This is a genomic window from Cellulomonas sp. P22 (assembly GCF_044392165.1).
The window spans coordinates 25,379-48,289 of record NZ_JBISBW010000005.1 but is presented as its reverse complement, the minus strand read 5'-3'; the positions used below and the strand labels follow the sequence as shown (position 1 = coordinate 48,289).

21 protein-coding genes and 5 tRNA genes are annotated in these 22,911 nt (G+C 73.4%); 14 read left to right on the top strand and 12 right to left on the bottom strand.

Features of this window, described 5'->3' with window-relative positions:
- Positions 1-3: 3 nt before the first annotated feature.
- Complete coding sequence (locus ACGIF2_RS05450) at positions 4-570, bottom strand: NUDIX hydrolase family protein (RefSeq protein ID WP_396044328.1); 567 nt, start codon at positions 568-570, stop codon at positions 4-6.
- A gap of 119 nt (positions 571-689) precedes the next feature.
- On the opposite strand from ACGIF2_RS05450, the gene trxA reads away from it, so the two are divergent.
- Together trxA and ACGIF2_RS05440 are read left to right on the top strand one after the other, a co-directional pair.
- Positions 690-1,064 (top strand): thioredoxin, encoded by a 375-nt coding sequence (trxA, locus tag ACGIF2_RS05445; protein ID WP_396044325.1) that lies wholly within the window; start codon positions 690-692, stop codon positions 1,062-1,064.
- Positions 1,065-1,397: 333 nt separating this feature from the next.
- Positions 1,398-4,931, top strand: a complete 3,534-nt coding sequence (locus ACGIF2_RS05440) for a glycosyl hydrolase (RefSeq protein ID WP_396044323.1) — start codon at positions 1,398-1,400, stop codon at positions 4,929-4,931.
- A gap of 50 nt (positions 4,932-4,981) precedes the next feature.
- On the opposite strand, the gene ACGIF2_RS05435 is transcribed toward ACGIF2_RS05440, so the two are convergent.
- Both ACGIF2_RS05435 and bcp read right to left on the bottom strand, forming a co-directional pair.
- A tRNA-Leu gene (locus ACGIF2_RS05435) sits at positions 4,982-5,067 on the bottom strand.
- A 34-nt stretch (positions 5,068-5,101) separates the two neighbouring features.
- Positions 5,102-5,569 (bottom strand): thioredoxin-dependent thiol peroxidase, encoded by a 468-nt coding sequence (gene bcp, locus ACGIF2_RS05430; RefSeq protein ID WP_396044320.1) that lies wholly within the window; start codon positions 5,567-5,569, stop codon positions 5,102-5,104.
- 64 nt (positions 5,570-5,633) lie between these two features.
- On the opposite strand from bcp, the gene ACGIF2_RS05425 reads away from it, so the two are divergent.
- The 3 genes from ACGIF2_RS05425 to ACGIF2_RS05415 all read left to right on the top strand — a co-directional run bounded on the left by ACGIF2_RS05425 (position 5,634) and on the right by ACGIF2_RS05415 (position 6,543).
- Positions 5,634-5,996, top strand: a complete 363-nt coding sequence (locus ACGIF2_RS05425) for a GroES family chaperonin (protein ID WP_396044317.1) — start codon at positions 5,634-5,636, stop codon at positions 5,994-5,996.
- A 161-nt stretch (positions 5,997-6,157) separates the two neighbouring features.
- Positions 6,158-6,406 carry a hypothetical protein gene (locus tag ACGIF2_RS05420; protein ID WP_396044314.1) on the top strand — a complete coding sequence of 83 codons (249 nt, stop codon included), beginning with the start codon at positions 6,158-6,160 and terminating at the stop codon, positions 6,404-6,406.
- A 61-nt stretch (positions 6,407-6,467) separates the two neighbouring features.
- A tRNA-Lys gene (locus ACGIF2_RS05415) sits at positions 6,468-6,543 on the top strand.
- 97 nt (positions 6,544-6,640) lie between these two features.
- Here ACGIF2_RS05415 and ACGIF2_RS05410 read toward each other — a convergent pair.
- Positions 6,641-7,708: a HoxN/HupN/NixA family nickel/cobalt transporter gene (locus ACGIF2_RS05410; RefSeq protein ID WP_396044312.1), complete on the bottom strand. Its 1,068-nt coding sequence runs from the start codon at positions 7,706-7,708 to the stop codon at positions 6,641-6,643.
- Positions 7,709-8,044: 336 nt separating this feature from the next.
- Here ACGIF2_RS05410 and ACGIF2_RS05405 point away from each other — a divergent pair.
- A tRNA-Lys gene (locus ACGIF2_RS05405) sits at positions 8,045-8,120 on the top strand.
- Between the two features lie 138 nt (positions 8,121-8,258).
- Entirely contained in the window at positions 8,259-9,734 is a 1,476-nt protein-coding gene (locus ACGIF2_RS05400) for a dihydrolipoyl dehydrogenase family protein (protein WP_396044310.1), read from the top strand.
- Between the two features lie 33 nt (positions 9,735-9,767).
- On the opposite strand, the gene ACGIF2_RS05395 is transcribed toward ACGIF2_RS05400, so the two are convergent.
- The 3 genes from ACGIF2_RS05395 to ACGIF2_RS05385 form a co-directional block, all read right to left on the bottom strand.
- Positions 9,768-10,772 (bottom strand): glycine betaine ABC transporter substrate-binding protein, encoded by a 1,005-nt coding sequence (locus tag ACGIF2_RS05395; protein WP_396044307.1) that lies wholly within the window; start codon positions 10,770-10,772, stop codon positions 9,768-9,770.
- A 148-nt stretch (positions 10,773-10,920) separates the two neighbouring features.
- Complete coding sequence (locus ACGIF2_RS05390; protein ID WP_396044305.1) at positions 10,921-11,625, bottom strand: ABC transporter permease; 705 nt, start codon at positions 11,623-11,625, stop codon at positions 10,921-10,923.
- Positions 11,626-11,632: 7 nt separating this feature from the next.
- Positions 11,633-12,316: an ABC transporter permease gene (locus ACGIF2_RS05385; RefSeq protein WP_396044303.1), complete on the bottom strand. Its 684-nt coding sequence runs from the start codon at positions 12,314-12,316 to the stop codon at positions 11,633-11,635.
- A gap of 68 nt (positions 12,317-12,384) precedes the next feature.
- On the opposite strand from ACGIF2_RS05385, the gene ACGIF2_RS05380 reads away from it, so the two are divergent.
- Together ACGIF2_RS05380 and ACGIF2_RS05375 are read left to right on the top strand one after the other, a co-directional pair.
- A complete protein-coding gene (locus tag ACGIF2_RS05380; RefSeq protein ID WP_396044301.1) occupies positions 12,385-13,395 on the top strand; it encodes an ABC transporter ATP-binding protein in 1,011 nt (336 codons plus the stop codon).
- A 24-nt stretch (positions 13,396-13,419) separates the two neighbouring features.
- Positions 13,420-14,340, top strand: a complete 921-nt coding sequence (locus tag ACGIF2_RS05375; RefSeq protein ID WP_396044299.1) for a RimK family alpha-L-glutamate ligase — start codon at positions 13,420-13,422, stop codon at positions 14,338-14,340.
- A gap of 119 nt (positions 14,341-14,459) precedes the next feature.
- Here the strand turns inward: ACGIF2_RS05375 and ACGIF2_RS05370 are convergent.
- The 4 genes from ACGIF2_RS05370 to ACGIF2_RS05355 form a co-directional block, all read right to left on the bottom strand.
- A tRNA-His gene (locus tag ACGIF2_RS05370) sits at positions 14,460-14,535 on the bottom strand.
- Positions 14,536-14,607: 72 nt separating this feature from the next.
- Positions 14,608-15,219 (bottom strand): oligoribonuclease, encoded by a 612-nt coding sequence (gene orn / locus ACGIF2_RS05365; RefSeq protein WP_396044753.1) that lies wholly within the window; start codon positions 15,217-15,219, stop codon positions 14,608-14,610.
- Positions 15,220-15,307: 88 nt separating this feature from the next.
- Entirely contained in the window at positions 15,308-15,625 is a 318-nt protein-coding gene (locus ACGIF2_RS05360) for a hypothetical protein (protein ID WP_396044297.1), read from the bottom strand.
- 177 nt (positions 15,626-15,802) lie between these two features.
- Positions 15,803-16,006, bottom strand: coding sequence for a hypothetical protein (locus tag ACGIF2_RS05355; protein ID WP_396044295.1), 204 nt, complete (start codon positions 16,004-16,006; stop codon positions 15,803-15,805).
- A gap of 184 nt (positions 16,007-16,190) precedes the next feature.
- On the opposite strand from ACGIF2_RS05355, the gene ACGIF2_RS05350 reads away from it, so the two are divergent.
- Complete coding sequence (locus tag ACGIF2_RS05350) at positions 16,191-16,928, top strand: phosphatase PAP2 family protein (protein WP_396044293.1); 738 nt, start codon at positions 16,191-16,193, stop codon at positions 16,926-16,928.
- An 80-nt stretch (positions 16,929-17,008) separates the two neighbouring features.
- Here ACGIF2_RS05350 and ACGIF2_RS05345 read toward each other — a convergent pair.
- A tRNA-Arg gene (locus ACGIF2_RS05345) sits at positions 17,009-17,081 on the bottom strand.
- Positions 17,082-17,196: 115 nt separating this feature from the next.
- Between ACGIF2_RS05345 and ACGIF2_RS05340 the strand changes: the two genes are divergently transcribed.
- From ACGIF2_RS05340 to ettA, 4 genes are all read left to right on the top strand, one after another.
- Complete coding sequence (locus tag ACGIF2_RS05340) at positions 17,197-18,894, top strand: dynamin family protein (protein WP_396044291.1); 1,698 nt, start codon at positions 17,197-17,199, stop codon at positions 18,892-18,894.
- Between the two features lie 11 nt (positions 18,895-18,905).
- Positions 18,906-20,432, top strand: a complete 1,527-nt coding sequence (locus ACGIF2_RS05335; RefSeq protein WP_396044288.1) for a GTPase — start codon at positions 18,906-18,908, stop codon at positions 20,430-20,432.
- A 140-nt stretch (positions 20,433-20,572) separates the two neighbouring features.
- Positions 20,573-21,109: a single-stranded DNA-binding protein gene (locus ACGIF2_RS05330; protein ID WP_396044286.1), complete on the top strand. Its 537-nt coding sequence runs from the start codon at positions 20,573-20,575 to the stop codon at positions 21,107-21,109.
- A 114-nt stretch (positions 21,110-21,223) separates the two neighbouring features.
- Positions 21,224-22,906: an energy-dependent translational throttle protein EttA gene (gene ettA / locus ACGIF2_RS05325; protein ID WP_396044284.1), complete on the top strand. Its 1,683-nt coding sequence runs from the start codon at positions 21,224-21,226 to the stop codon at positions 22,904-22,906.
- Positions 22,907-22,911: the final 5 nt, after the last annotated feature.

The window sequence follows — 22,911 nt, the reverse complement described above, 5'->3', positions numbered from 1 at the left end:
GCGTCAGGGCAGGCGGCCCACGTGCGCCATCGCCTGGCGCAGCAGCAGGTCCTGGCCGCCGTTCATCGCGATCTGCACCTGCTCGGACGTCGCCTCCTCGGGCGTGAGCCACGCGAGGTCGAGCGCGTCCTGCTGGGGACGGCAGTCGCCCGCGACGGGCACCACGTACGCGAGCGAGACCGCGTGCTGGCGGGGGTCGTGGTACGGCGTGATGCCGGGCGTCGGGAAGTACTCGGCGACGGTGAACGGCTGGGGCGAGGCCGGGATCTGCGGCAGCGCCACCGGGCCCAGGTCCTTCTCGATGTGGCGCAGCAGGGCGTCGCGCACCCGCTCGTGGTGCATGACCCGACCCGAGACCAGTGCGCGGGACATGACCCCCTCGCGCGTGACCCGCAGCAGCAGCCCCACGGCGACGACGTCGCCCGCCTCGTCGACCCGCACGGGGACGGCGTCCACGTACAGGATCGGCAGCACCGTGCGCACGTACCGGATGGCGTCGGCGTCCATCCAGCCGGCGGGCCGCTCGGGTTCGCTGTCACGGTCGCGGGGGAAGTCGGCGGTATCGGTCACTGTTCTTTTCTACCGTGCCGCCCCGGCCCCGGACGGGCCGACGCGCGTCGGCCGCGGAATACTTGGAGGGGTGGGCGTGCTGTACGTGCGCAGACCACACATCCCAGGGAGGAGCGGCCATGGCTACCACCGAGCTGACCGCCGGCACGATCCAGCAGACCATCACCGACAACGACATCGTCCTCGTCGACTTCTGGGCGGAGTGGTGCGGGCCGTGCAAGCGGTTCGGGCCGGTGTTCGAGGCGTCGTCGGAGGCGCACCCGGACGTCGTGTTCGCCAAGGTGGACACCGAGGCCGAGCAGCAGCTCTCGATGGAGCTCAGCATCACCTCGATCCCCACGCTCATGGCGTTCCGCGAGGGCATCCTCGTGTTCAGCCAGCCCGGCGCCCTGCCCGCTCCGGCGCTCGAGCAGGTCATCGACGCCGTCAAGGCGCTCGACATGGACGAGGTGCGCGCGCAGATCGCCGCGCAGGAGACCGCAGCGCAGAACTGACCATCTGTCGGCGCCGCGACCCCGGGTGGGTCGCGGCGCACTGTGCTGCCACGACGATGCTGCCTCGACGATCGACCCCTCGGACGGGGTGGCTGACGCCGGCGTGCGAGACGCGTCCGTGACGGTTTGCCCCTGGGACATACCCCACTTACGGTGCAAGTGGACCGCCTTCACGGAACGTCAGCGGGTGACGGCCGAGAGAGGGCGCCCAGGGGGTCGCTTCTCATGGTGTCGACGTCACCTGACACGAGAACTACCGCCCGGCCGCGTCGGCAGCGAGGACGCCACCGACGTCGGCCCCCGCTGACCTCCCGGCTGCTCGCGGCGTCGGCCGTGGTGGCCCTCGCACTGTCCGGGCTGGGCTTCGTGGCGAGCACCGCGCAGGCCGAGAGCGTGGCCGTGGGATCGGGCAGCTACACCACCCACCCCGGCGGTGCGTCCCCCGCGGGGTGCGCCGAGCTGGCCTCCGACCCCCGGGCGTTCCTCACCGACGACGCCCCGCCGGGCGCGGTGCCCACCAACGACTGGTGGTCCTCGCTCGTGCTCAAGCGCACGAGCTGCGTCGGGAGCGAGCCGCTGCACGCGCACCCCGTCTCCTACCAACCCACCGCAGCGGGCCTCGGGCTCTCGAGCACGCGCGACCCGGTGCTCTCGGGCACGCCGGGCGGGGTGGGGGAGTTCCACTACCCGTACGCCCAGGACGTGCTGGTCGGGGTCGCGGGGCTGGCCGCACCGACCGTGAAGGTCGCGGGCTGGAGCGACTGGACCGTCACCCCGTCGTGGGACGACGGCGCCCGCACGATGCGCGCGACGATCGGTCACGGCCTGCCCTTCAGCTGGTACCACCTGACCGGAGGACCAGCCGTCCTCACCCTCGCGGGCACGCCCCGGGTGTGGAGCCAGGACGGCGCGACGATCGGGTTCACGGCCGGGGGTCACGACTACGTCGCGTTCGCCCCCACGGGGGCGTCGTGGACCGTGCAGGACTCGACGCTGACGAGCGACCTCGCGGGACGCGGGTACCTGAGCGTCGTCGCGCTGCCCACCGCCGCGGACGCCGACGACGCGACCCGGGCCGCGTTCGCCGCCCAGTACGCGCCCTTCGCGCACGCCGAGGTCACGGGCACCCGGGCCGACTACACGTACGACGAGGCGACGAGCACCGTCCGGACCACGTACGCGCTCGAGACCACCGCGTTCGAGGGCGACGCGCAGGGCACGGTCGTGGCCCTCTACCCGCACCAGCAGCGGGACGTCAGCACCGTGGACGGGGCCGGCGGGCCGCTGCCCGCGCTCGCGACCACGTACCCGTCGCCACGCGGCGCGATGACCGCGTACGTCGGGGCCACGTCGTTCACGACCGCGACGCCGTTCACGGGCGTGCTCCCCGAGCTGCCCGCGGTCGCCACCGGGACGGGCGCCGATGCGGCACAGCTCGACGCGCTGCTCACCGAGGCCGCCACCGACCCGCTCGCAGCGCAGTCTCCCGACACCGACTCGACCGGCACGGCCCTGGGGCGCGCCGCGCGCATCGCCGAGATCGCCGACCTCGTGGGCCGTGCCGACGTGCGGGACACCGCGCTCGCCCAGATCCGCAGCACCCTCACCGACTGGTTCACCGCGTCGCCCGGCAAGACGTCGCAGGTCTTCGCCTACGACGCCCGGTGGGGCACGCTCGTCGGTCAGCCGGCGTCGTCCGGATCGGACACCGAGCTCAACGACCATCACGTCCACTACGGGTACTTCCTCGCTGCGGCAGCCACGCTCGCCAGGTTCGACCCCGCGTGGGCCGCACCCACCGCATACGGCGGGATGGTCGACCTCCTGGTGCGCGACGCCAACGGCTACGACCGCGACGACACGCGGTTCCCGTACCTGCGCGACTTCGACGTGTACGCGGGCCACGACTGGGCCTCGGGGCACGGGGCGTCCGCCGCCGGGAACAGCTCGAGCTTCGAGGGGCTGAACTTCGCCGGGGCGCTCGTCCAGTGGGGCGAGGTCACGGGCGACACCGCGGTGCGCGACGCGGGGGCGTACCTCTACGCGACCCAGGCGGCAGCCGTCCAGGCGTACTGGTTCGACGACGCCCAGGCCATCCCCGCCGGGTTCGGCCACAGCACCGTCGGGACGCTCTGGGGCGACGGCGGCGCGACCGACGCCGACCTCGCGGCCCTCGACGCGCAGCCCGGGTACGTCCCCGAGGAGGGCGAGAGCCGCGCGCACACCTACCACCGGGACGCGAACCTCGCGGCGCTCGGCACGCTCGACACCACGGTCCGCGCGGACCATCCGCTCGCCGCTGTGTTCTCGCGCGACGGCGCCCGCACCTACGTCGCCGCGAACGTCACCTCCACGGCGCTCACGGTGGGCTTCTCGGACGGGACCACGCTCGCGGTGCCCCCGGGGCGCACCGTGACGTCCGGGGCGATCACGTGGAGCGGCGGGTCAGGCGCCGGCGGTGACCCGGGAGGCCCGACGTCGAGCCCCACCCCGACGTCGAGTCCCACCCCGACGACCAGCCCCACCCCGACGACCACGACGACGCCCACGCCCACGTCGACGCCCGCGGCCAGCCCGGCGCCCACGCCGAGCGGCCCGTTCACGCTCCACCTGCGGCCTGACGGCACCCTCGCGCCCGCACCCGGAGCCGCGACGACGGTCACCGTCGCACCCGCGGCCGCGGCCGGTGCGGACCCAGCGACCGAGCCGGCCGACGCGCTCACGTTCGTCGCAACCGGCCTGACCGGCGACCTGGTCCCTGGGACCACGGCGTTCGACCTGGCGCTCGACGCCGGCACCGCCGTCGGCAACGGCACCCGCGTGCAGGTCTCCTACGACCTGACGGGCGACTCCTCGTGGGACCGGGTCGAGACGTACGGTGCCTTCGCCACCGACCCGGTGCCGGGGGACGAGCACGTGACGCAAGCCGTGGGCCTCGAACGGTCGAGCGGTGAGCTCGGGGCGCTCGCGGGCGGCACGGTACGAGTCGCGGTGTGGAACGCGACCGGCGCGGCCCCGACCACCCTCGCGCTCGGCGACGCGTTCGTCCGGGTACCGTTCGAGTCCGCCGACGCGCCCGCCGCGGCGGGTGCGGGCCCCGCGTCGCCGGGCGCACCGGGCCCCGCGGTGCCGGGCACCAGGCCCGGGACCACGACCGCGCGCGGCGGCACGCCCCAGGCGTCGACCACCGCACCCCGGGCGACGCCGCGCAGCGGTACCGCCGCACCGCGTCGGCCCAGCGGTCCGTGGACGAGCGTCGGGGACGACCCCGCCGGCGCCGCCCCCGCGCCCGCCGGGACCGAGGCGCAGACCGGCAGCGGCGGATCGGCGTCGACCGACACCCAGAACGGCACCTCGCGCCCGGGTCGCAAGACGGGCTCGGGCCCGGCGACCAGCACGGTCGAGGTCCCGGCGGTGCCCGCCGTGGTGCCCCGGCTCGCGCTCGCGACCGAGGACGGCATCGGGCTGCGGGCCGAGCGACCGGTGCGGGGCACGACGACAGCCACGGGCGAGCCGGGCGCGGCGCTGGTGTTCGTGGCACGTGATCTGACCGGCGCCTACACGAGCGCCGGCACCGAGTTCGACCTCGCGTCGGGCGCGGGCGTCGCGCTGGGCAACGGCACCCGCGTGTCGATCGCCTACGACCTCACGGGCGACGGGAGCTGGGAGCGCGTCGAGACGTTCCGCTACGCGGACGACGCGGTCAGCCGCGAGCGGTTCACGCACGAGATCGGGCTCGAGGTGGCGACCGGCGAGGAGGGGCTGCTCGACGGAGGCACTGTGCGCGTCGCCGTCTGGAACGGCCTGGGGCTCGAGCCGGGGTCGGTCGACGCGGGCAGCGCGGTCGTGCGCCTGCCGCTGCGCTGACCCCGGGGGCCCACGTCGGCGGGTCGCGCGGCGTCTCCCCGGAGGCGCGATGGTGCGGGAGACGGGACTCGAACCCGCACGCCCTCTCGGGCACCAGGACCTAAACCTGGCGTGGCTACCGTTTCACCACTCCCGCGCGGGCGACTATGCCACACGCACAGCCGGCCGGATCAGTCGAGCCCGAGGTCGCGGCGCAGCTTGGCGACGTGGCCGGTGGCCTTGACGTTGTACTGCGCGAGCTCGACCCGCCCCTCGGGGTCGACCACGACAGTCGAGCGGATCACGCCCGCGACCGTCTTGCCGTAGAGCTTCTTCTCCCCGTACGCGCCCCACGCCTCGAGCACCGACCGGTCGGGGTCGGAGACGAGCGGGAACGTCAGGGCGTCCTGCTCGGCGAACCGCGCGAGCTTGTCGACCGGGTCGGGGGAGACGCCCACGACCGCGTACCCGGCCGCCTGGAGCGAGGCGAGCGAGTCACGGAAGTCGCATGCCTCCTTGGTGCAGCCCGGCGTCATGGCCGCCGGGTAGAAGTACACGACGACGTGCCGACCGCGCAGGTCCGAGAGCGTGAGCGTCCCGCCGTCGGCGGTGGGCAGCGTGAAGTCGGGGGCCACGTCACCGACGGACAGGCGGGTCATGGTGCTCCCAGTGCTCGGAGGAGGAATGGCTGGCGCCAGCCTACGTCGGGGTAGCGTCGGGTGTGTGAGCGATCCCCGTCCGCCCGCGCCCTCGGCGTCGGCCTCCCGCCCCTCGTCGTTGCCCATCCGGATGCTCAACGACCGCCTGCTCGTCGAGCTCGACTCGGATGCGTCCGAGCGTCGGTCGTCGGCCGGCATCGTGATCCCTGCCACAGCGATGGTGGGCAAGCGGCTGGCCTGGGGCCGGGTCGTCGCCGCCGGGCAGCAGGTGCGCCAGGTCGAGGTCGGCGACCGCGTGCTGTTCGACCCGGACGAGCGGGCCGAGGTCGAGCTCGAGGCCAGCACGTACCTGCTGCTGCGGGAGAAGGACGTGCACGCCGTGGCGCAGCCCCGACCGGGTTCACCGGGCACGGGCCTGTACCTCTGACCCGCTGCCCTGACCCGTCCGGGTGCCCGCGTGGCGTCGGCGTGCGGGGGGCGTACGTCCGGTCGGTGGTCAGGTGCCGTCCAGGGCTTGCACAGGCGTTCACCCGATGGTCCGATGTGGCACGGACGTCGTCGAGCTCGACGGCACGGAGCGGAGGCACGATGACGGAGCGCACGGACCACGCCGCGGACGACGCGCCGACCTCGGCTGTCGCCCGGGGGCATGGCCCTGCCGACGGTGCTGCGGGTGACGCACCTGCGGCGGTGATGGACCTGCTCGCCGAGCACGTGCCGCTCGCGCTGCTGGCCGACCTCGTCGCCGTGGGTGGTCCCGCGTCGCGAGAGATCCTCGAGTCGGAAGGTCTCCCGGGCGACGCGTGGTGGGTGGATCCCGACGCCCCGCAGGCGTGAGCTGCCTCACGGGCAGCCGGTTACCACCGCCCGCCGACCCGGTGGTAATGTTTCGCCCCGCGCGCCATTAGCTCAATTGGCAGAGCAGCTGACTCTTAATCAGCGGGTTCGGGGTTCGAGTCCCTGATGGCGCACCACCTCGAGGTCGTCGTCCGCAGCGAGCGGGCGGCGGCCTCGAACTCGTTCAGGGCTCGGTCGTCACAGCGGATCGGCACGCATCGATCCTTCCAGCGGTCAGTCCGCTGACGAGGGGCTCTGCGACCACTTCTCCTCGATCCGGCCCCAGTGCCACACCGCGAACGCGACGACCCAGGCGACGACGAACAGGCCGACGATGGCGTACCCGGCGTTGCCCAGATCGAGCCCGGCGATCCAGGCCACCGGTCCCGAGCTCGCGTCGGTCTGGTCGGCGACCACCCCGACGAGCTGGACAGTGCCGATCCCCAGCGCCACGATCACGGAGATCGTCGTGATCGTGAGGTTGTAGTACACCTTGCGGACGGGGCGCGCGAGGGCCCAGCCGTAGGCACCGTTCATGAGCACCCCGTCGGCGGTGTCCAGCAGGCACATCCCCGCGGCGAACAGGACGGGGAGCACCATGACCGCCGCGAACGGCAGGGTGCTCGCGGCTGCGCCGCCGGCGAGCACGAGCAGCCCGATCTCGGTCGCGGTGTCGAACCCGAGCCCGAAGAGCACGCCGATCGGGTAGATGTGCCACGGCTTGCGGACGGACCTGGTCAGCCCGCCGAGGTAGCGGTTGATGAGTCCCCGCTTGTTGAGCTGCGACTCGAGCGCGACCTCGTCGTACCGTCCGCCGCGCATCCTGCGGAAGACCTGCACGATCGCGATCATGGTGAGGAGGTTCACGATGCCCAGCACCCAGAGGAACACCCCCGAGACGGACGGGCCGATGACCCCGGTCACCTTGTGCAGCGTGCTGTTGTCGTCCTGGATCGGGCCGGCCAGCGCCTTCACCCCGAGGGCGAGGAGCAGGGCCAACGCGAAGACGATCGTCGAGTGGCCCAGGGAGAACCAGAACCCCACCGACATCGGTTGTCGTTGCCGCGGTGTGCCGGCGCTCGCGAGCGCATCACCGTCGGCGATCAGCTTGCGCGTGGTGTTGTCGACGGCCGCGATGTGGTCCGCGTCGAAGGCGTGCCGCAGCCCCAGGGTGTACGCCAGCATCCCGACCCCGACCGTGAACTCCGGGTGCTCGCCGCCGAGCGGGTAGTGAGCGGGGGCAACGACCGCGAAGAGGGCGCCGAACCCGACCACGTGCAGCAGCACGATGACCGCGGTCATGCCGGCGAGCGATCGTCGGTCTGCCCGGGACAGCGATGCGCGGAAGCGCGCTGTGCCCTTCAGCGGCGACGGCTCCGTGTCGGAGTGGTCGGTCATCTACTGCGCCCCCCGCCCTGCCGACCGCGAGTCGCTGGAGCGCCTCTGTTCGACATTTTCATTCCAGCACGGCAGCGCTGCGTGCGCCCGGTGGCGTCCTGCTGGGCTCCTCGGGGCCGAGGGCCCGCCCGAGCTGTGTGGCGGGTGCCGTCGCCCGACGTCGAAGCACCGTGACGGTCGTCACGGTGGCCGACCTCGATTGGCAGATCGGGCGTCGCCCCTGCTAGCGTTCTCAATCGCGCGCCATTAGCTCAATTGGCAGAGCAGCTGACTCTTAATCAGCGGGTTCGGGGTTCGAGTCCCTGATGGCGCACCACCCAAGACCCCTCATTCGCGGCGACGCGGAGGAGGGGTCTTGTCGTCGTCGGCGCGTCGTCGAGGCGCGCGCTCCGGCTGCCGGATCAGCCCGGCTCCAGCACGATGGGGGTGACCACCTCGCCGGACGGGAGACCCCATGGACGCGGACCAGGACGTGCTCGAGTACGACGTCGTCGTGCTGGGGGGTGGTGCCGTGGGGGAGAACGCGGCCGACCGCGCCGCCCGGGCGGGCCTGAGCGTCGCGATCCTCGAGGAGGAGCTCGTGGGCGGCGAGTGCTCGTACTGGGCGTGCATGCCCTCCAAGGCGCTGCTGCGCCCGGGGGCCGTCCTGGCCGCCGCCCGGGCCGTCCCGGGGGCCGCAGAGGCCGTCACGGGAGCCGTAGACGCCGCAGCGACCCTCGCCCGACGCACCAAGTTCACGTCCGACTGGGACGACGCCGGACAGGTCCGCTGGCTCGAGAAGGTCGGTATCGCCCTCGTCCGGGGCCGGGCTCGGTTCACCGGACCCCGTGAGCTGGTGCTCGAGCCGGACGCGGCGACGCCTGAGGCGCTGCCGGCGGGCACCGTGGTGCGCGCGCGGCGGGCCGTGGTGGTCGCGACCGGGAGCGAGCCCGTGCTGCCGCCCGTGCCCGGGCTCGTCGAGGCTGACCCGTGGACCAGCCGGGAGGCGACGTCGGCCGACGAGGTGCCCGACTCGCTCGCGATCATCGGCGGCGGGGTCGTCGCCTGCGAGCTCGCGGTCGCCTTCACCGATCTGGGCTCGGACGTCACGATGCTGGTGCTCGGCGACAGGCTGCTCGACCGCGTCGAGCCGTTCGCCGCGCACGAGGTCGAGGAGTCCCTGGCCGAGCTCGGGGTGGATGTGAGGATGCGCACCGCGGCTACCGCCGTCGAGCGCGTCGACGGGCGTGTGCGGCTCACACTGACCGACGGGAGCACGCTCACCGCGCACGAGCTGCTCGTCGCAGCCGGGCGACGCCCGCGGACGGCGGACCTGGGGCTCGAGGTGCTCGGGCTCGAGCCGGGTGCCGCGCTCGTGGTCGACGACGCGCTCGAGGTCGCGGGCGTCGACGGGGGGTGGCTGTTCGCAGCGGGGGACGTGACCGGACGCACCGGGACCACGCACCAGGGCAAGTACGACGCGCGCGTCGTGGGGGACGTGATCGCCGCACGGTTCTCGGAGCACGCGTCGGCGCAGGCCGCCGCCGAGCGGGCCGCGGGCCCGTGGAGCCGCTACCGCGCTACCGCCGACCACACCGCCGTGCCGCAGGTCACCTTCACCCGCCCCGAGGTGTCCTCGGTGGGGCTCACCGAGCAGGCGGCGCTCGAGGCGGGGATCGACGTCCGCACCGTGCGCTACGACCTGCGGTCGGTGTCTGGGGCGTCGGTGTCCGCTGACAAGTACGCCGGCACCGCGCAGCTCGTGCTCGACTCCGCGCGGGGCGTCGTGGTCGGTGCGACGTTCACGGGACCCGACGCGGCCGAGCTGCTGCACGCGGCGACGATCGCGGTGGTCGCTGAGGTCCCCCTCGACCGGCTGTGGCACGCGGTGCCGTCGTACCCGACCGTCAGCGAGGTCTGGCTGCGGCTGCTCGAGGCCGCCGGGCTCTGACGGGCCGCGCGGACGACGCCGCGCGGGCTCTCGTCAGCTCGCCAGCGAACCGTCGCTCGAGAGCACCAGGCCGATCGTGGCCTTGCCCTGGCGCACGGCGTCACCGATCAGCCCGAAGTCGTAGGACTGGAACTCGGTGATGTCCATGCCGTAGGTGTCCGTCAGGCCCGGCTCGCAGAACGGCCGCTCGGGGCACTCCGGGGGACCGGCCAGGATCAGGCCGCCGCACGTCTCCGCGAGCTCGCTCAGCGTCGCGACGTCGTGCTCGTCGGCGAACTCCTGCGTCACGGCGAACGCGTTCTGGTCCTGCGCGTCGGAGGGAGCGCCGAACGTGAGGCCTGCGTCCTGGCCCAGGGCCGTGAGGGCCGCGACGGTCTCCGTGGTGTCGGAGCTCGCGACCGGGCTCGCACCGTCGCCGTTGACCTTGGTGTTGAGGAACTCGGCAAGCGTCGCCGCGTACTCGGGCACCACCGTGATCTCGCCCGACTGGAGCGCGGGCAGGTACGTCTCCCGGTTGCCGATGGTCTGCACGTTCACCGTGTACCCGGCCGAGCGGAGCACCTGGGCGTAGAGCTCCGCGAGGGTCGAGCTCTCGGAGAAGTTCGCGGCACCGATCGTCACGTCCTTGCCCGACCCTGCGGTCGGGTCCGACGCCTCGAGCCCCTCGTCCTGGATGTACGCCGCCGCGGCGTCCGCAGCGGTCTGACGGTCGATGTCCACGGCCTTGTTGAGCGCGATGAGCTTGCTCGTGTCGAGCGACTCGGAGACCGAGTCGAGCAGCGGGACGAGGTCGGGGTCGTCCGTGGCGGCCTGGGCGTTGACCGCGGGGATCACGTTGTCAGCGTTCTGCAGCCCCTTGTCGTCCGTGAGGACGACGAGCTGGTCGCCGGCGACCGGCTCGCACGTGCTGAGGCCCGCCGACGCCGAGGAGGTGCCGCCGCCGTCGTCGCCGCCGCCCGAGCCGGGCGAGCCGCACGCTGCGGCGAGCAGCAGCACGCCGGCCGCTGCGAGGGTCAGGGTGGTGCGACGAGTGCGCATGTGGGCTCCCTGCTCGGGGACACGCTTTCGCGTCCGGATCGCGTCGAGTGCTATTCGACCGGTGTTCGGGGTGAGCGGCAACCGGGCGCTGCCTGCGGAACCGCACGCTACGGGTGACGTCTGACACGGCAGGCGCCGGACGCGTCGTTCAGGCCCGGTCGGTGGCAGGGATCGCGGCCGGTCGCCGGCGGGCACGACGCATCGGGACGGGGGTCAGCACGTGCTGCACCACCGCGAGGAGCGCCTCGACGAGCAGGCACAGGGCCGCGACGAGCAGGGCACCCGCGACGACCTGCCCGTACCGCTGCACCGCGAGCCCCGACACGATGATCGTGCCGAGGCTCGTGCCGCCCACGAGTGCCGCGAGCGGCACCGTCGCGACCACCTGCACGGCCGCGGTGCGCAGGCCCGCGGCGATGAGCGGCAACGCCAGGGGCAGCTCGACGAGCACGAGCGAGCGCCACCCGGACATGCCCGTCCCGCGCGCCGCGTCCCGCACGTCGGCGTCGACGTCCCGCAGCCCGACGTACGCGTTGGTGAGGATCGGCGGCACCGCGAAGACGGCGACCGCGAGCGTCGTCGCGGTCGCGCCGAACAGGCCCGTCGAGGCGAAGATCGTGAGCAGCGCGAACGTCGGCAGCGCGCGCGAGGTGTTCGCGAGCACGACGGTGAGCGTCCCGCCGCTGCCGCGGTGCCCCAGCCACACCCCGACCGGGAGCGCCACGACAGCGGCCAGGACCACCGCCGCGACCGAGATGAGCACGTGCTCGCGGGTCAGCGCGAGCACCCCGGAGGGCCCCGTCCAGTTGAGCGGGTCGTTGAGCCATGCGAAGGCGTCCGACAGCACGTCCACGGCGGACTCACCCGTCCCGGACCGTGCGCGACCACGGCGTCAGGGCCCGACCCAGCAGGTACAGCACCAGGTCGAAGGCGAGCGCGAGCAGCAGGCACAGGATCGTCGCGGTCATGATCTCGGCGTGGTACCGGCTGCGGAACCCCCGGAACATGAGCTGGCCCAGGCCGCCGTAGCCGACCACGACGCCCACTGTCACGAGGGCGACGGTGGTGACGGTCGCCAGGCGCACCCCTGCCACGATCGAGGGCAGCGCGTTGGGCAGCTCGACCTGCAGCAGCATGCGCGCCCGTCCGTAGCCGAGCCCGCGCGCCGCGTCCCGCACGTCCTCGTCCACGCCCTGCAGCCCGACGAGGATGTTGCGCACGAGCACGAGCAGGGCGTACGTGACCAGGCCGATGAGCACTGTGGTGCGCCCGATGCCGGTGTACGGCGCGAGCAGCCCGAACAGGGCGAGCGAGGGGATCGTGTACAGCACCCCGGTGGTCCCCAGAACGGGCCCTGCGAGGCGCGGACGCAGGTGCGCGAGTGCTGCGAGCGGCAGCGCGATGACGAGCGCCACGAGCACGGCCTGGACGGTGAGGGACGTGTGCTGCCCGAGCGCCGTCAGCAGGTCGTGCCAGTTGCGCTGGACGTACTCCCACGACAGCCACGGGTTAGCCGGGGGGCTCGTGGTCGCGTGGGGCAGCACGGGAGCGAACGTACCGGCCGCGGCCAACACGCGCGACGGTACGCAGGTGAACCGGTAGCGTCCGGCAGATGACCGACGTGATCGTGTTCGAGCACGTGCGCAAGGAGTACCCCGACGCCACCGTCGCGGTCGACGACCTCTCCTTCGCGGTGCACGAGCACGAGCTGCTCGCGCTCGTGGGCCCGTCGGGGTGCGGGAAGTCCACGACGCTGCGCATGACGAACCGGCTCGTGCAGCTGACCTCGGGGCGCATCCTGCTGGACGGCGAGGACATCACCCGGGTCGACGCGGTGGGGCTGCGCCGCCGCATCGGCTACGTCATCCAGCACGTGGGCCTGTTCCCGCACCGCACCGTCGCGCAGAACGTCGCGACCGTGCCCCGCCTCCTCGGCTGGGACCGCGCCCGCACGCGCTCGCGGGTCGGGGACCTGCTCGAGCTCGTGGGGCTGGACCCGGACCGGTACGCGCGCCGCTACCCGCACGAGCTCTCGGGCGGTGAACGTCAACGGGTCGGCGTCGCACGGGCGCTCGCGACCGACCCGCCGGTGCTGCTCATGGACGAGCCGTTCGGTGCGGTCGACCCCGTCGGCCGGCGCCGGCTCCAGGTCGAGTTCCGCCGCATCCAGCGTGAGCTCGGCACCACCGTGATGCTCGTGACGCACGACGTGGACGAGGCCGTGCGGCTCGCGGACCGGGTCGCGGTGCTGAGCCGCGGGGGGCACCTCGAACAGCTCGCGCCGCCCGTCACCGTGCTCTCGTCACCGGCGAGCCCTGCCGTGGCCGAGCTGGTCGGCACGGGCGCGGCGGTGCGGCTCCTGACCCTCGGACGGCTCGAGCCCGAGGACCTCGCCCCGCTCACGGCGGAGGACGTCCGCGCGGCCGACGGGCTGGGCGCCGGGGGGACGCGCAGCGATGCCGTGGTCGAGGTGGGGGCACCGCTCGACGACGTGTTCGCGGCCGTGGCACGCGTGCCGGGTGGACGGGTGACGGTGCACCGCGACGGCGCCCCGGTCGGAACCGTCGACGCGGACGGCCTCGTCGCCGCGCTGCACCGCGTGACCGGCCCGACACCCTCCTGACGTCCCACTCGGTACTCTGCCCAGGTGACCACCGCGCGCATCGCCCTCGCCACCTGCTCCTCGCTGCCTGACCTGGAGGCCGACGACGCCCCGCTGATCCCCGCGCTGGCGGCCCGCGGCGTCGGCGCCGAGCCCGTCGTGTGGGACGACCCGTCGGTCGACTGGTCCGTCTACGACGCGGTCGTCATCCGCTCGACGTGGGACTACACCGGGCGCCCCGCCGAGTTCCTCGACTGGACGCGCCGCGTCGAGTCCGTCACGCGGCTGTTCAACCCCGCGTCGGTGATCGCGTGGAACACCGACAAGGTCTACCAGCGGGCGCTCGAGAGCGCGGGACTGCCGATCGTGCCGACCATCTGGCTCGACCCCGAGCAGAACTACGACTCGCGCCGCGTGCACTCGCGGTTCCCGGCATTCGGGGACTTCGTCATCAAGCCCACGATCAGCGCGGGCTCACGCGACACGGGCCGCTACGAGGCGGGCGTCACGCCGCAGCGCTCGATGGCGATCACGCACGCGAAGAACCTGCTGAGCGCAGGGCGCCACGTCATGATCCAGCGCTACCTGCGCAACGTGGACAGCGCGGGGGAGTCCGCCCTCGTGTTCTTCAACGGCGAGCTGAGCCACACGCTGCGCAAGGGACCGCTGCTCGACGGGCCGTTCCGTCCGGGCGAGAGCGAGGGCGTCCTGTACAAGGACGAGGTCATGACCGTGCGCGAGCCGAGCGCTGACGAGCTCGACGTGGCCCAGCGCGTCGTGGCGGCGCTGCCCGACCTCGTGCCCGGGGTCGACGGCCCGCTGCTGTACACGCGCGTCGACCTGATCCCGGACGACGAGGGCAACCCGGTCGTCCTCGAGCTCGAGGTGATCGAGCCGTCGTTCTTCTTCACGCTCGTCCCCGAGGCCGTCGAGCGCTACGCGGACGCGATCGTCGCGCGCCTGTGACGTGCCGGGCCGCACGGTCTCCCGACCGTGCGGCCCGCGCCCGTGCCGGCCGCGCTCTTGTGCGTGCCAGGGAACGCCGAAGGGCGCCGCACCCTCGAGGAGTGCGACGCCCTTCGTCATGGGGTGAGTAACGGGACTTGAACCCGCGACCCCCTGGACCACAACCAGGTGCTCTACCAGCTGAGCTATACCCACCATGCCGTTGCCCCGCGGACGGGGCGAGAAGAAGCATACCGGGTCTGAGGGGGTGCCTCACACGCGCATCGTTCAGGCGGGTGCCGACGCGCCCGTCTCGGGGGTGCGGACCCTGGTCACGCTCGTCGCGACGACGTCGGCCGCGACCGCCTTCGCGGTCTTCGAGTCGGGCCCGGGCTGGGGCACGAGCAGGGCCGCCCGGTAGTAGCGCAGCTCGTCGATGCTCTCGAGGATGTCGGCGAGCGCGCGGTGGCCGCCGTTCTTCTCGGGGGAGGCGAAGTACACGCGCGGGTACCAGCGGCGCGCGAGCTCCTTGATCGACGAGACGTCGATCACGCGGTAGTGCAGGTGCCCGATCAGGCCCGGCATGTCGCGCTCGAGGAACGCCTTGTCGGTACCCACCGAGTTGCCCGCGAGGGGCGCCTTGCCGGGCTCGGGCACCCAGGCGCGGATGTACTCCAGCACCTTCTCCTGCGCCTCGGCCATGGTCGTGCCGCCGGGCAGGTCATCGAGCAGCCCCGAGGTGGTGTGCATGTTCCGCACGAAGTCGTTCATCTGCTCGAGCGCCGCGGCGGGCGGGGCGATGACCACGTCGACGCCGTCCCCGAGGACGTTGAGCTCCGAGTCCGTCACCACGGCTGCGATCTCGACGAGCGCGTCGGCCGAGAGGTCGAGGCCTGTCATCTCGCAGTCGATCCACACGATCCGGTCGGAGCTCGAGTTGCCGTTGGTCGTCAGTGTCGTCACCCCGCCAGCCTACGGTCCCTCGCTGTCAGGACCTGCCGTGTTCGCGCTCGGTCTCGAGCGTGGCGGCGACGGGGCGGGGTGGGGCGGGCGGTGCCGGTGGTGCGGGTGGCGCGGGCGGGGCGGGCACGGTCGAGGCGACCCACGCGGCCACGACGACGAGGGCCCCCGCGGCGACCCCCGCGAGGCGCGCCGACGACCAGGCCATGCCGCCCCACAGGAGCACGAGCGACGTGGTCCCGGCCGAGGCGACGCCGAACGCGAGGCGCTCGGCCACGGTGCGGACGACGGCGCGAACCGTGTCGGCCCGCGAGCCGGGGGTGTCGCGCGTCGTGCGGCGCGCCATCAGGCCGGTCCTCGGGCGTGCTGTGCCCCGGACGGGCTGCACCGGCTCAGGGGCTCCATGCGTGCATGGTTCCACGTCGGCCACGACGCAGTCGGCCACGACACAGAGGACGCGGGCCGCCGAGAAGGCGACCCGCGTCCGGGTGGAAGGTGCGCGCGCGTGCACGCACCCGGGACGTCACCGCATCCCGCCGATGACGCTCAGCCCCTCGAAGGTGGGGCGGAGCAGCATCGGGTGCGGGGTGTGGACGCGTTCAGGTGGGCGACCCCGGGTCATGGTGCCGGGTTGCTCGTCGCGTCGGCGCGAGCGTTCGTCCCGAGCGTCGGTGAGGCGCTGCGCGTGGTCGAGCAGCAGCAGGTCGTAGGTCAGGGAAGGGTGCATGGTGTGCTCCAGGGGTGTGGCTGGGGTCGGGCCTGGCCGGGCCCGTGGAGTGCACCGCGGTAGGTCAACGACACCACCCGGACGGGCGCCGAGTCATCCCTTTTTCGGTCGTTCGTCGCTGCCGACGGCGCCGGGGCCGCGGCGGCCCGGGGCGCCCGCGCACGGTCACGGGTACGGTCGGCGGATGGCGAACGGCCCGGCACCTGCGCCGCCCCGCGAGCGGTCGCTGCGCAGCCGCCCCCTGGTCCGCGCGGTGGCGCCGGGGCTCGTGCTCGTCGCGCTCGGCCTCGTCGTCTTCGCCGGGCTTCTCGACGCGGTCCGCGAGCAGGACGACCTGACGACGGTCGACCGGCCGGTGCTCACGTGGCTCGTCGACCGGCGCGGCCCGGGCCTGACCGCCGTGCTCGAGGTCATCACGTTCGTCTCGGGCCCCACCGTGCTCCCGGTGCTGGTCGCTGTCGCGGCCGTCGTGTGGGCCGTCGCCCGGCACGAACGGTGGCGTCCCGCGCTGCTGGTCGCGGCGATGCTCGGCTCGACAGCGCTCTCGCTCGCCGTCAAGGGCCTCGTGGACCGTCCCCGGCCGCCCGAGGACACGATGCTGGTGCCCGGCGCCGAGTCCACGGCCTCGTTCCCGTCGGGCCACACCCTCGGCACCGCCACGCTGCTGCTCGTCACCGCCTACCTCACGACCAGCCGGCACGACAGCGCGCGGGGCGTCGTCGGCTGGGCGCTCGGCACCGTGGTCGGTGTGGTGCTCGTCGCCCTGAGCCGGCTGTACCTGGGCTACCACTTCCTGACGGACGTGCTCGCGTCGATCGCGCTCGCGGTCGCTGTGCTCGGGGCGGTCATGGTCGTCGACCGCCTGCACCTGCTCCGACGGTCTGCCACCGCGCCGCCGCCAGGCGATCCGCACGTGGGCTGAGCTGCCGCACCCCTGTTGCCGTGAGGCGGTGCGCCCTACTCTCGGCGTGCGGGTGCGGGTGCGCAGACCGGGTCGAGGAGCGCCCCCAGCAGGACTCGAACCTGCAACCTACGGATTAGAAGGCCGTTGCTCTATCCATTGAGCTATGGGGGCAGGCCCACCAGCCTAGTGCCGGGCCGGTGGTGCCACGGGAGGTGTGAGCGACCCCGCAGCCCTGGCGCGGCGCGTGCGTTTGGACTGCACAGATCCGCGGGTGAGGATATGGCCTGTGATCGCACCAGGGGGGACCGACGTGGCTGAAGGGGTGCTCGCGCGACCGCTCGCGGCGACGAGCCTGCTCGACGCCGTGCGTGACCTCGCCCGCGACGTCGCACGAACGGGCTTCCCGCTCGAGATCCCGGGCGTCGACAAGGCCCGGGCGTCACGCGAGCGCCTGGTCGACCAGCTCTCGGACCACCTCGTGCCGCGGCTCGAGGAGCTCTCGGCCCCCGCGATCGTCGTGGTCGCGGGCTCGACCGGGGCCGGCAAGTCGACCCTGGTGAACTCGCTGCTGGGTGCCGAGGTGACGGCCGCCGGCGTGCTGCGGCCCACCACCCGGCGACCCGTTCTGGCCCACCACCCCGACGACGCGGACCTGCTCGCGCACCACCCCGTCCTCGAGTCGGTCGAGGTGGTCGCGCACGAGCGGGTGCCGCGCGGCATCGCGCTGCTCGACGCCCCCGACCTGGACTCGGTGCTCGAGTCGAACCGCGCCTCGGCGCACCGGCTCCTCGAGGCCGCCGACCTGTGGCTGTTCGTGACGACCGCTGCGCGCTACGGCGACGCGCTCCCGTGGCAGGTGCTGCAGGGTGCTGTCGACCGCGGTGCGTCGATCGCGATGGTCCTCAACCGCGTCGCCCCCGCGTCGCTGCCGACCGTGCGCGGCGACCTCCTCGAACGGTTGCGCACGTACGGGCTGCAGGGCGCACCGCTGTTCGTGGTGCCCGACGTCGGCCCGCACGAGGGGCAGCTCGCCGCGCCCGTCGTGGCCCCGATCATGCGCTGGCTGACGATGCTCGCAGGCCCGGACCGCGCCCGGACCGTCATCGGGCGGACGCTGCGCGGCTCGCTGGGTGCGCTCCGGCCCTGGGTCGACGAGCTGGCTGAGGCCGTGCAGGCGCAGGCCGATGCGGCCACCGTGCTCGCGGCCGAGCTCGACATGGCGGTCGACGCCCCCGAGCAGCGGGCGCGGGCCGCTGTGCATGGCGGCGCCGTGGCGGACGGCGCGGCGAGGGCCCGCTGGACCGAGCTCACGACCGCGGGCGCACCCCTCGCGGGGGTCGTGCGCCCGTCGGGCCGGGTGCGGGGCTCGCGCCGGTCCGGTCGCTCCCGGAGCGAGGCGCTCGCACCGCTCGTGCGGGACGTGACGAGCTCGGCGGCCGCGAACCTGGCCGCCGCCGGTGCGTACGCCGAGCAGTCGATGCGCATCCACCTGAGCGGTATCGAGGCGCCGGCGGGCGGCCCGTCGCTCGACGCCGCGTGGCCCGCCGAGGGGCGGGTCGAGTCACGCGCCCGCACCGCGCACGAGGCGGCGACGGGTTGGGCGGCGACGAGCAACGAGATCGCCCGCGCGGCGCTGGTCCGGGCAGGCGAGGCCGGTGACCCGGTCCGCAGCGCCCGGGAGACGGCGCGGGCCGTGCGTCGTGCCGCCCGTGCCGAGCGTGCGCTCGGGGAGGACGGGCTCGCCGCCGTGGCGCTCGCGGGGGCTGCGGGCGTCGAGGGGGCTCGGGCGATGCTGACCGACCTGCTGGGCGCCGCGGGCACGTGGGCGTGCGACGAGCTCCGCGACCAGCTCGCCGAGCGCGCCGCGGCACAGGTGGCGCACGAGCGGGCCTCCGCGGCCGAGGTGCTCGACCAGCCCGACCTGGCCGACGACGCCGCGTCGCTGCTGCGGCTGCGGCTCGCTGTGCTCAAGGGACTGACATGACGGAGGCGCACGTGACGACAGGGGCCGCGGCCGTGCACGGTGACGTGCGCGGGGCGCAGACGGCTGCGCTGTCCGCGCGCGTCGAGCAGCTCGACGAGGCCCGGGCGACGGGCGCCGAGCGGCTGGACCCCGCGGTGGCCGATCGTGTCGCAGTCGTGGTCGACCGGGCGCGTGAACGTCTCGCGCTCGGTGTCGACCACACCATCGTGGCGCTCCTGGGCGGCACCGGATCGGGGAAGTCGTCGCTCTTCAACGCGATCTGCGGACTGGAGTTCGCGGACGTGGGCGTCAAGCGACCCACGACGTCGCAGGTCACGGCCTGCGTCTGGGGTGAGGACGGCGGCGAGCTGCTGGACTGGCTGGGGGTGGCGCCGGACCGCCGGATCGAGCGCGAGAGCCTGCTCGACGGCGAGACCGAGGCCCCGCTGCGTGGCCTCGTGATGCTCGACCTGCCCGATCACGACTCGATCGAGCCCGCGCACCGCGCGGTCGTCGACCGCCTGCTCCCGATGGCCGACCTGCTGGTGTGGGTCGTCGACCCGCAGAAGTACGCCGACGACGCGCTGCACTCGGGCTACCTGCGTCACCTGGTGGGCCACGAGGGCGCGATGTCCGTCGTGCTGAACCAGATCGACACGGTCGCGCCCGAGATGCGGGAGGAGCTCGCGGCGGACGTGTCGCGGCTGCTCGTCGAGGACGGCCTGCAGGGCGTCCCGGTGCGTCCGGCATCGGCCCGCACGGGCGACGGGGTGCCCGAGCTGCGTGACCGGCTCGCCGGCGTGGTGCGTCGCCGCTCGGTCGCGGCCGACCGGGTGGGCGCCGAGATCCATGACGCGGCGACCTTGCTCGCGGGTCAGGTGGCCGATCGTGAGCCCGGGCCCGAGCAGCTCGACGTGACCGAGGTCGTGGACACCCTGGCGCAGGCCGCCGGGCTGCCGGCGATCGCCGACGCGGTGGGTGCCGTCGTGCGTGGGGGAGCCTCGCGCGTACCGACGTTCGGTGCGGTGCAGGCCGACACGGTCTCGCTGGCCCGGTCCGCCTGGCTGGACGCGATCACCCGGGCGGTGCCGCGCCGGTGGCAGGCGGCGCTCGAGGAGCGGGTCGTCTCGTCGGACACGTTGCGGGCGGACGTGGACGGCGCGCTCGCGTCGGTCACCGTGGTGGCGCGGCGTTCGCGGCTCGTGACGTGGGCGCTGGGGGTCGCCGTCGGGCTGGGGGTGCTGGCCCTGCTGGTCGGCTCGATCGCCGGGGGTGTGAGCCTCATGGGCGTGAGCGGTGGCCAGGCGGCCAACGGCTGGGCGCTGCCGACGGCGGTCGTGCTCGCGGTCGTGGCGGTCGTGCTCGCAAGCGGTGCGCTGCTGGTGCGGCGCACGACGGCGCGGCGCAGCGCCGAGCGGGTGCTGCGCGACGGGCGGGCCGCGCTCGAGGGTGTCGCCCGGGCCGGGCTCGCGGAACCGGCAGCAGCTGTGCTCGGTGAGCACCGGCGGGTGCGCGAACTCGCGCACGACGCGATGCGCGACGTGGCACCGACCGCCTGACCTCCGCAGAACCACCCACCCACAGCCCTGGCTGGCGGTCTGCACCGTGCTGGCGCGCCACGGGCGGCTGTCGGCCTCCACCGCCACCTTCGACGCTGTCCTCACGCGCCGGCCACCGCCGGCCACGACGAGGAGGACGCATGAGCACCAACGAGCTCACCCTGACGCTGGTCGGCTGGCTGGGCACCGAGCCCAAGCACTACCCCGGCGGACCCGGCACCACACCGTTCACGTCGTTCCGGATGGCCAGCACGCGCCGCTGGTTCGACCGCGACCGGGGTGTGTGGAGCGACGGGCGCACCGAGTGGTTCACCGTCAAGTGCTGGCGCGGCGCCGCGCGCAACATCGCCGAGTCGCTGCGCAAGGGCGACCCCGTGGTGGTGCACGGCCGCCTGTCGACCGACGAGTGGGCGGCGCCCGAGGGCAACCGCACCACCCTGGTGCTCGACGCGATCGCCGTCGGGCCCGACCTGTCGTACGGCACCGCCCGGTTCGCCCGGACCGTGCACCCCGAGGACGCGTCCGACGCCCGTGCCCGGGGCGGCTCCGAGGACGGCCCCGAGCCCGACGACGAGGCCGCTCCGGACGAGCTCGCCGACCAGGTGTCGGTGATCGACCCCGAGGCGGACGCCGACGCCTTCGCGGCCGACGCGCGGGCGCTCGCGCGGGTCGGGTGATCGCCTAGGCTGGGGCGCGGACAGCAGCGGCCTGGTCCGTCGTCGAGCCGCGGAGCACGCGGCCCGACGGACCAGGCCCCACCACCCCCGAGCACCGAGGCGGACGAAGAGCCAGTGGCTGAGTTCATCTACACCATGTACAAGGCGCGCAAGGCGCACGGCGACAAGGTCATCCTCGACGACGTCACCCTGAACTTCCTGCCCGGCGCGAAGATCGGCGTCGTCGGTCCGAACGGTGCGGGCAAGTCGACGATCCTGAAGATCATGGCGGGGCTGGAGCAGCCGTCGAACGGTGAGGCGCGGCTGAGCCCGGGCTACACCGTCGGGATCCTCATGCAGGAGCCGTCGCTCAACGAGGAGAAGACGGTCCTCGGCAACGTCGAGGAGGGCGTCGCCGAGATCAAGGGCAAGCTCGATCGCTTCAACGAGATCTCTGCGCTGATGGCCGAGCCCGACGCGGACTTCGACAAGCTGCTCGCCGAGATGGGCCAGCTCCAGGAGGAGATCGACGCGGCCGACGCCTGGGACCTCGACGCCCAGCTCGAGCAGGCGATGGACGCCCTGCGCTGCCCGCCGGCCGACGCCGACGTCTCCGTCCTGTCCGGTGGCGAGCGCCGCCGGGTCGCACTGTGCAAGCTGCTGCTCGAGAAGCCCGACCTGCTGCTGCTCGACGAGCCCACCAACCACCTCGACGCCGAGAGCGTGGTGTGGCTCGAGCAGCACCTGTCGCAGTACTCCGGCGCGATCCTGGCCGTGACCCACGACCGGTACTTCCTCGACCACGTCGCCGAGTGGATCTGTGAGGTCGACCGCGGTCGGCTGTACCCGTACGAGGGCAACTACTCGACGTACCTCGAGAAGAAGCAGGCGCGCCTGGAGATCCAGGGCAAGAAGGACCAGAAGCTCGCGAAGCGCCTGCAGGAAGAGCTCGCGTGGGTGCGCTCGAACGCCAAGGGCCGCCAGACCAAGTCCAAGTCGCGCCTCGCGCGCTACGAGGAGATGGCCGCCGAGGCGGACCGCACGAGGAAGCTGGACTTCGAGGAGATCCAGATCCCGCCGGGCCCGCGCCTGGGCAACATCGTCCTCGAGGCCAAGGACCTGAACAAGGGCTTCGACGGCCGCACGCTCATCGACGGGCTCAGCTTCTCGCTGCCGCGCAACGGCATCGTGGGCGTCATCGGCCCGAACGGCGTCGGCAAGACGACCCTGTTCAAGACGATCGTCGGCCTGGAGCCGCTCGACGGCGGTGAGCTGAAGATCGGCGAGACGGTCAAGGTCTCGTACGTCGACCAGTCCCGTGGGGGCATCGACCCCAAGAAGACGCTGTTCGAGGTCGTCTCGGACGGGCTCGACTACATCAAGGTCGGCAACGTCGAGATGCCCTCGCGGGCCTACGTGGCCGCGTTCGGCTTCAAGGGGCCGGACCAGCAGAAGCCCGCCGGCGTGCTCTCGGGCGGTGAGCGCAACCGGCTGAACCTCGCGCTCACGCTCAAGGAGGGTGGCAACCTGCTGCTCCTCGACGAGCCCACCAACGACCTCGACGTCGAGACCCTCGGCTCGCTCGAGAACGCTCTGCTCGAGTTCCCGGGCTGCGCCGTGGTCGTGTCGCACGACCGGTGGTTCCTCGACCGCGTCGTGACGCACATCCTCGCGTACGAGGGCACCGAGGAGAACCCGTCCAACTGGTACTGGTTCGAGGGCAACTTCGCCTCGTACGAGGAGAACAAGGTCCAGCGCCTGGGCACCGACGCGGCGCGTCCGCACCGCGTCACGTACCGCAAGCTCACGCGCGACTGAGCCTG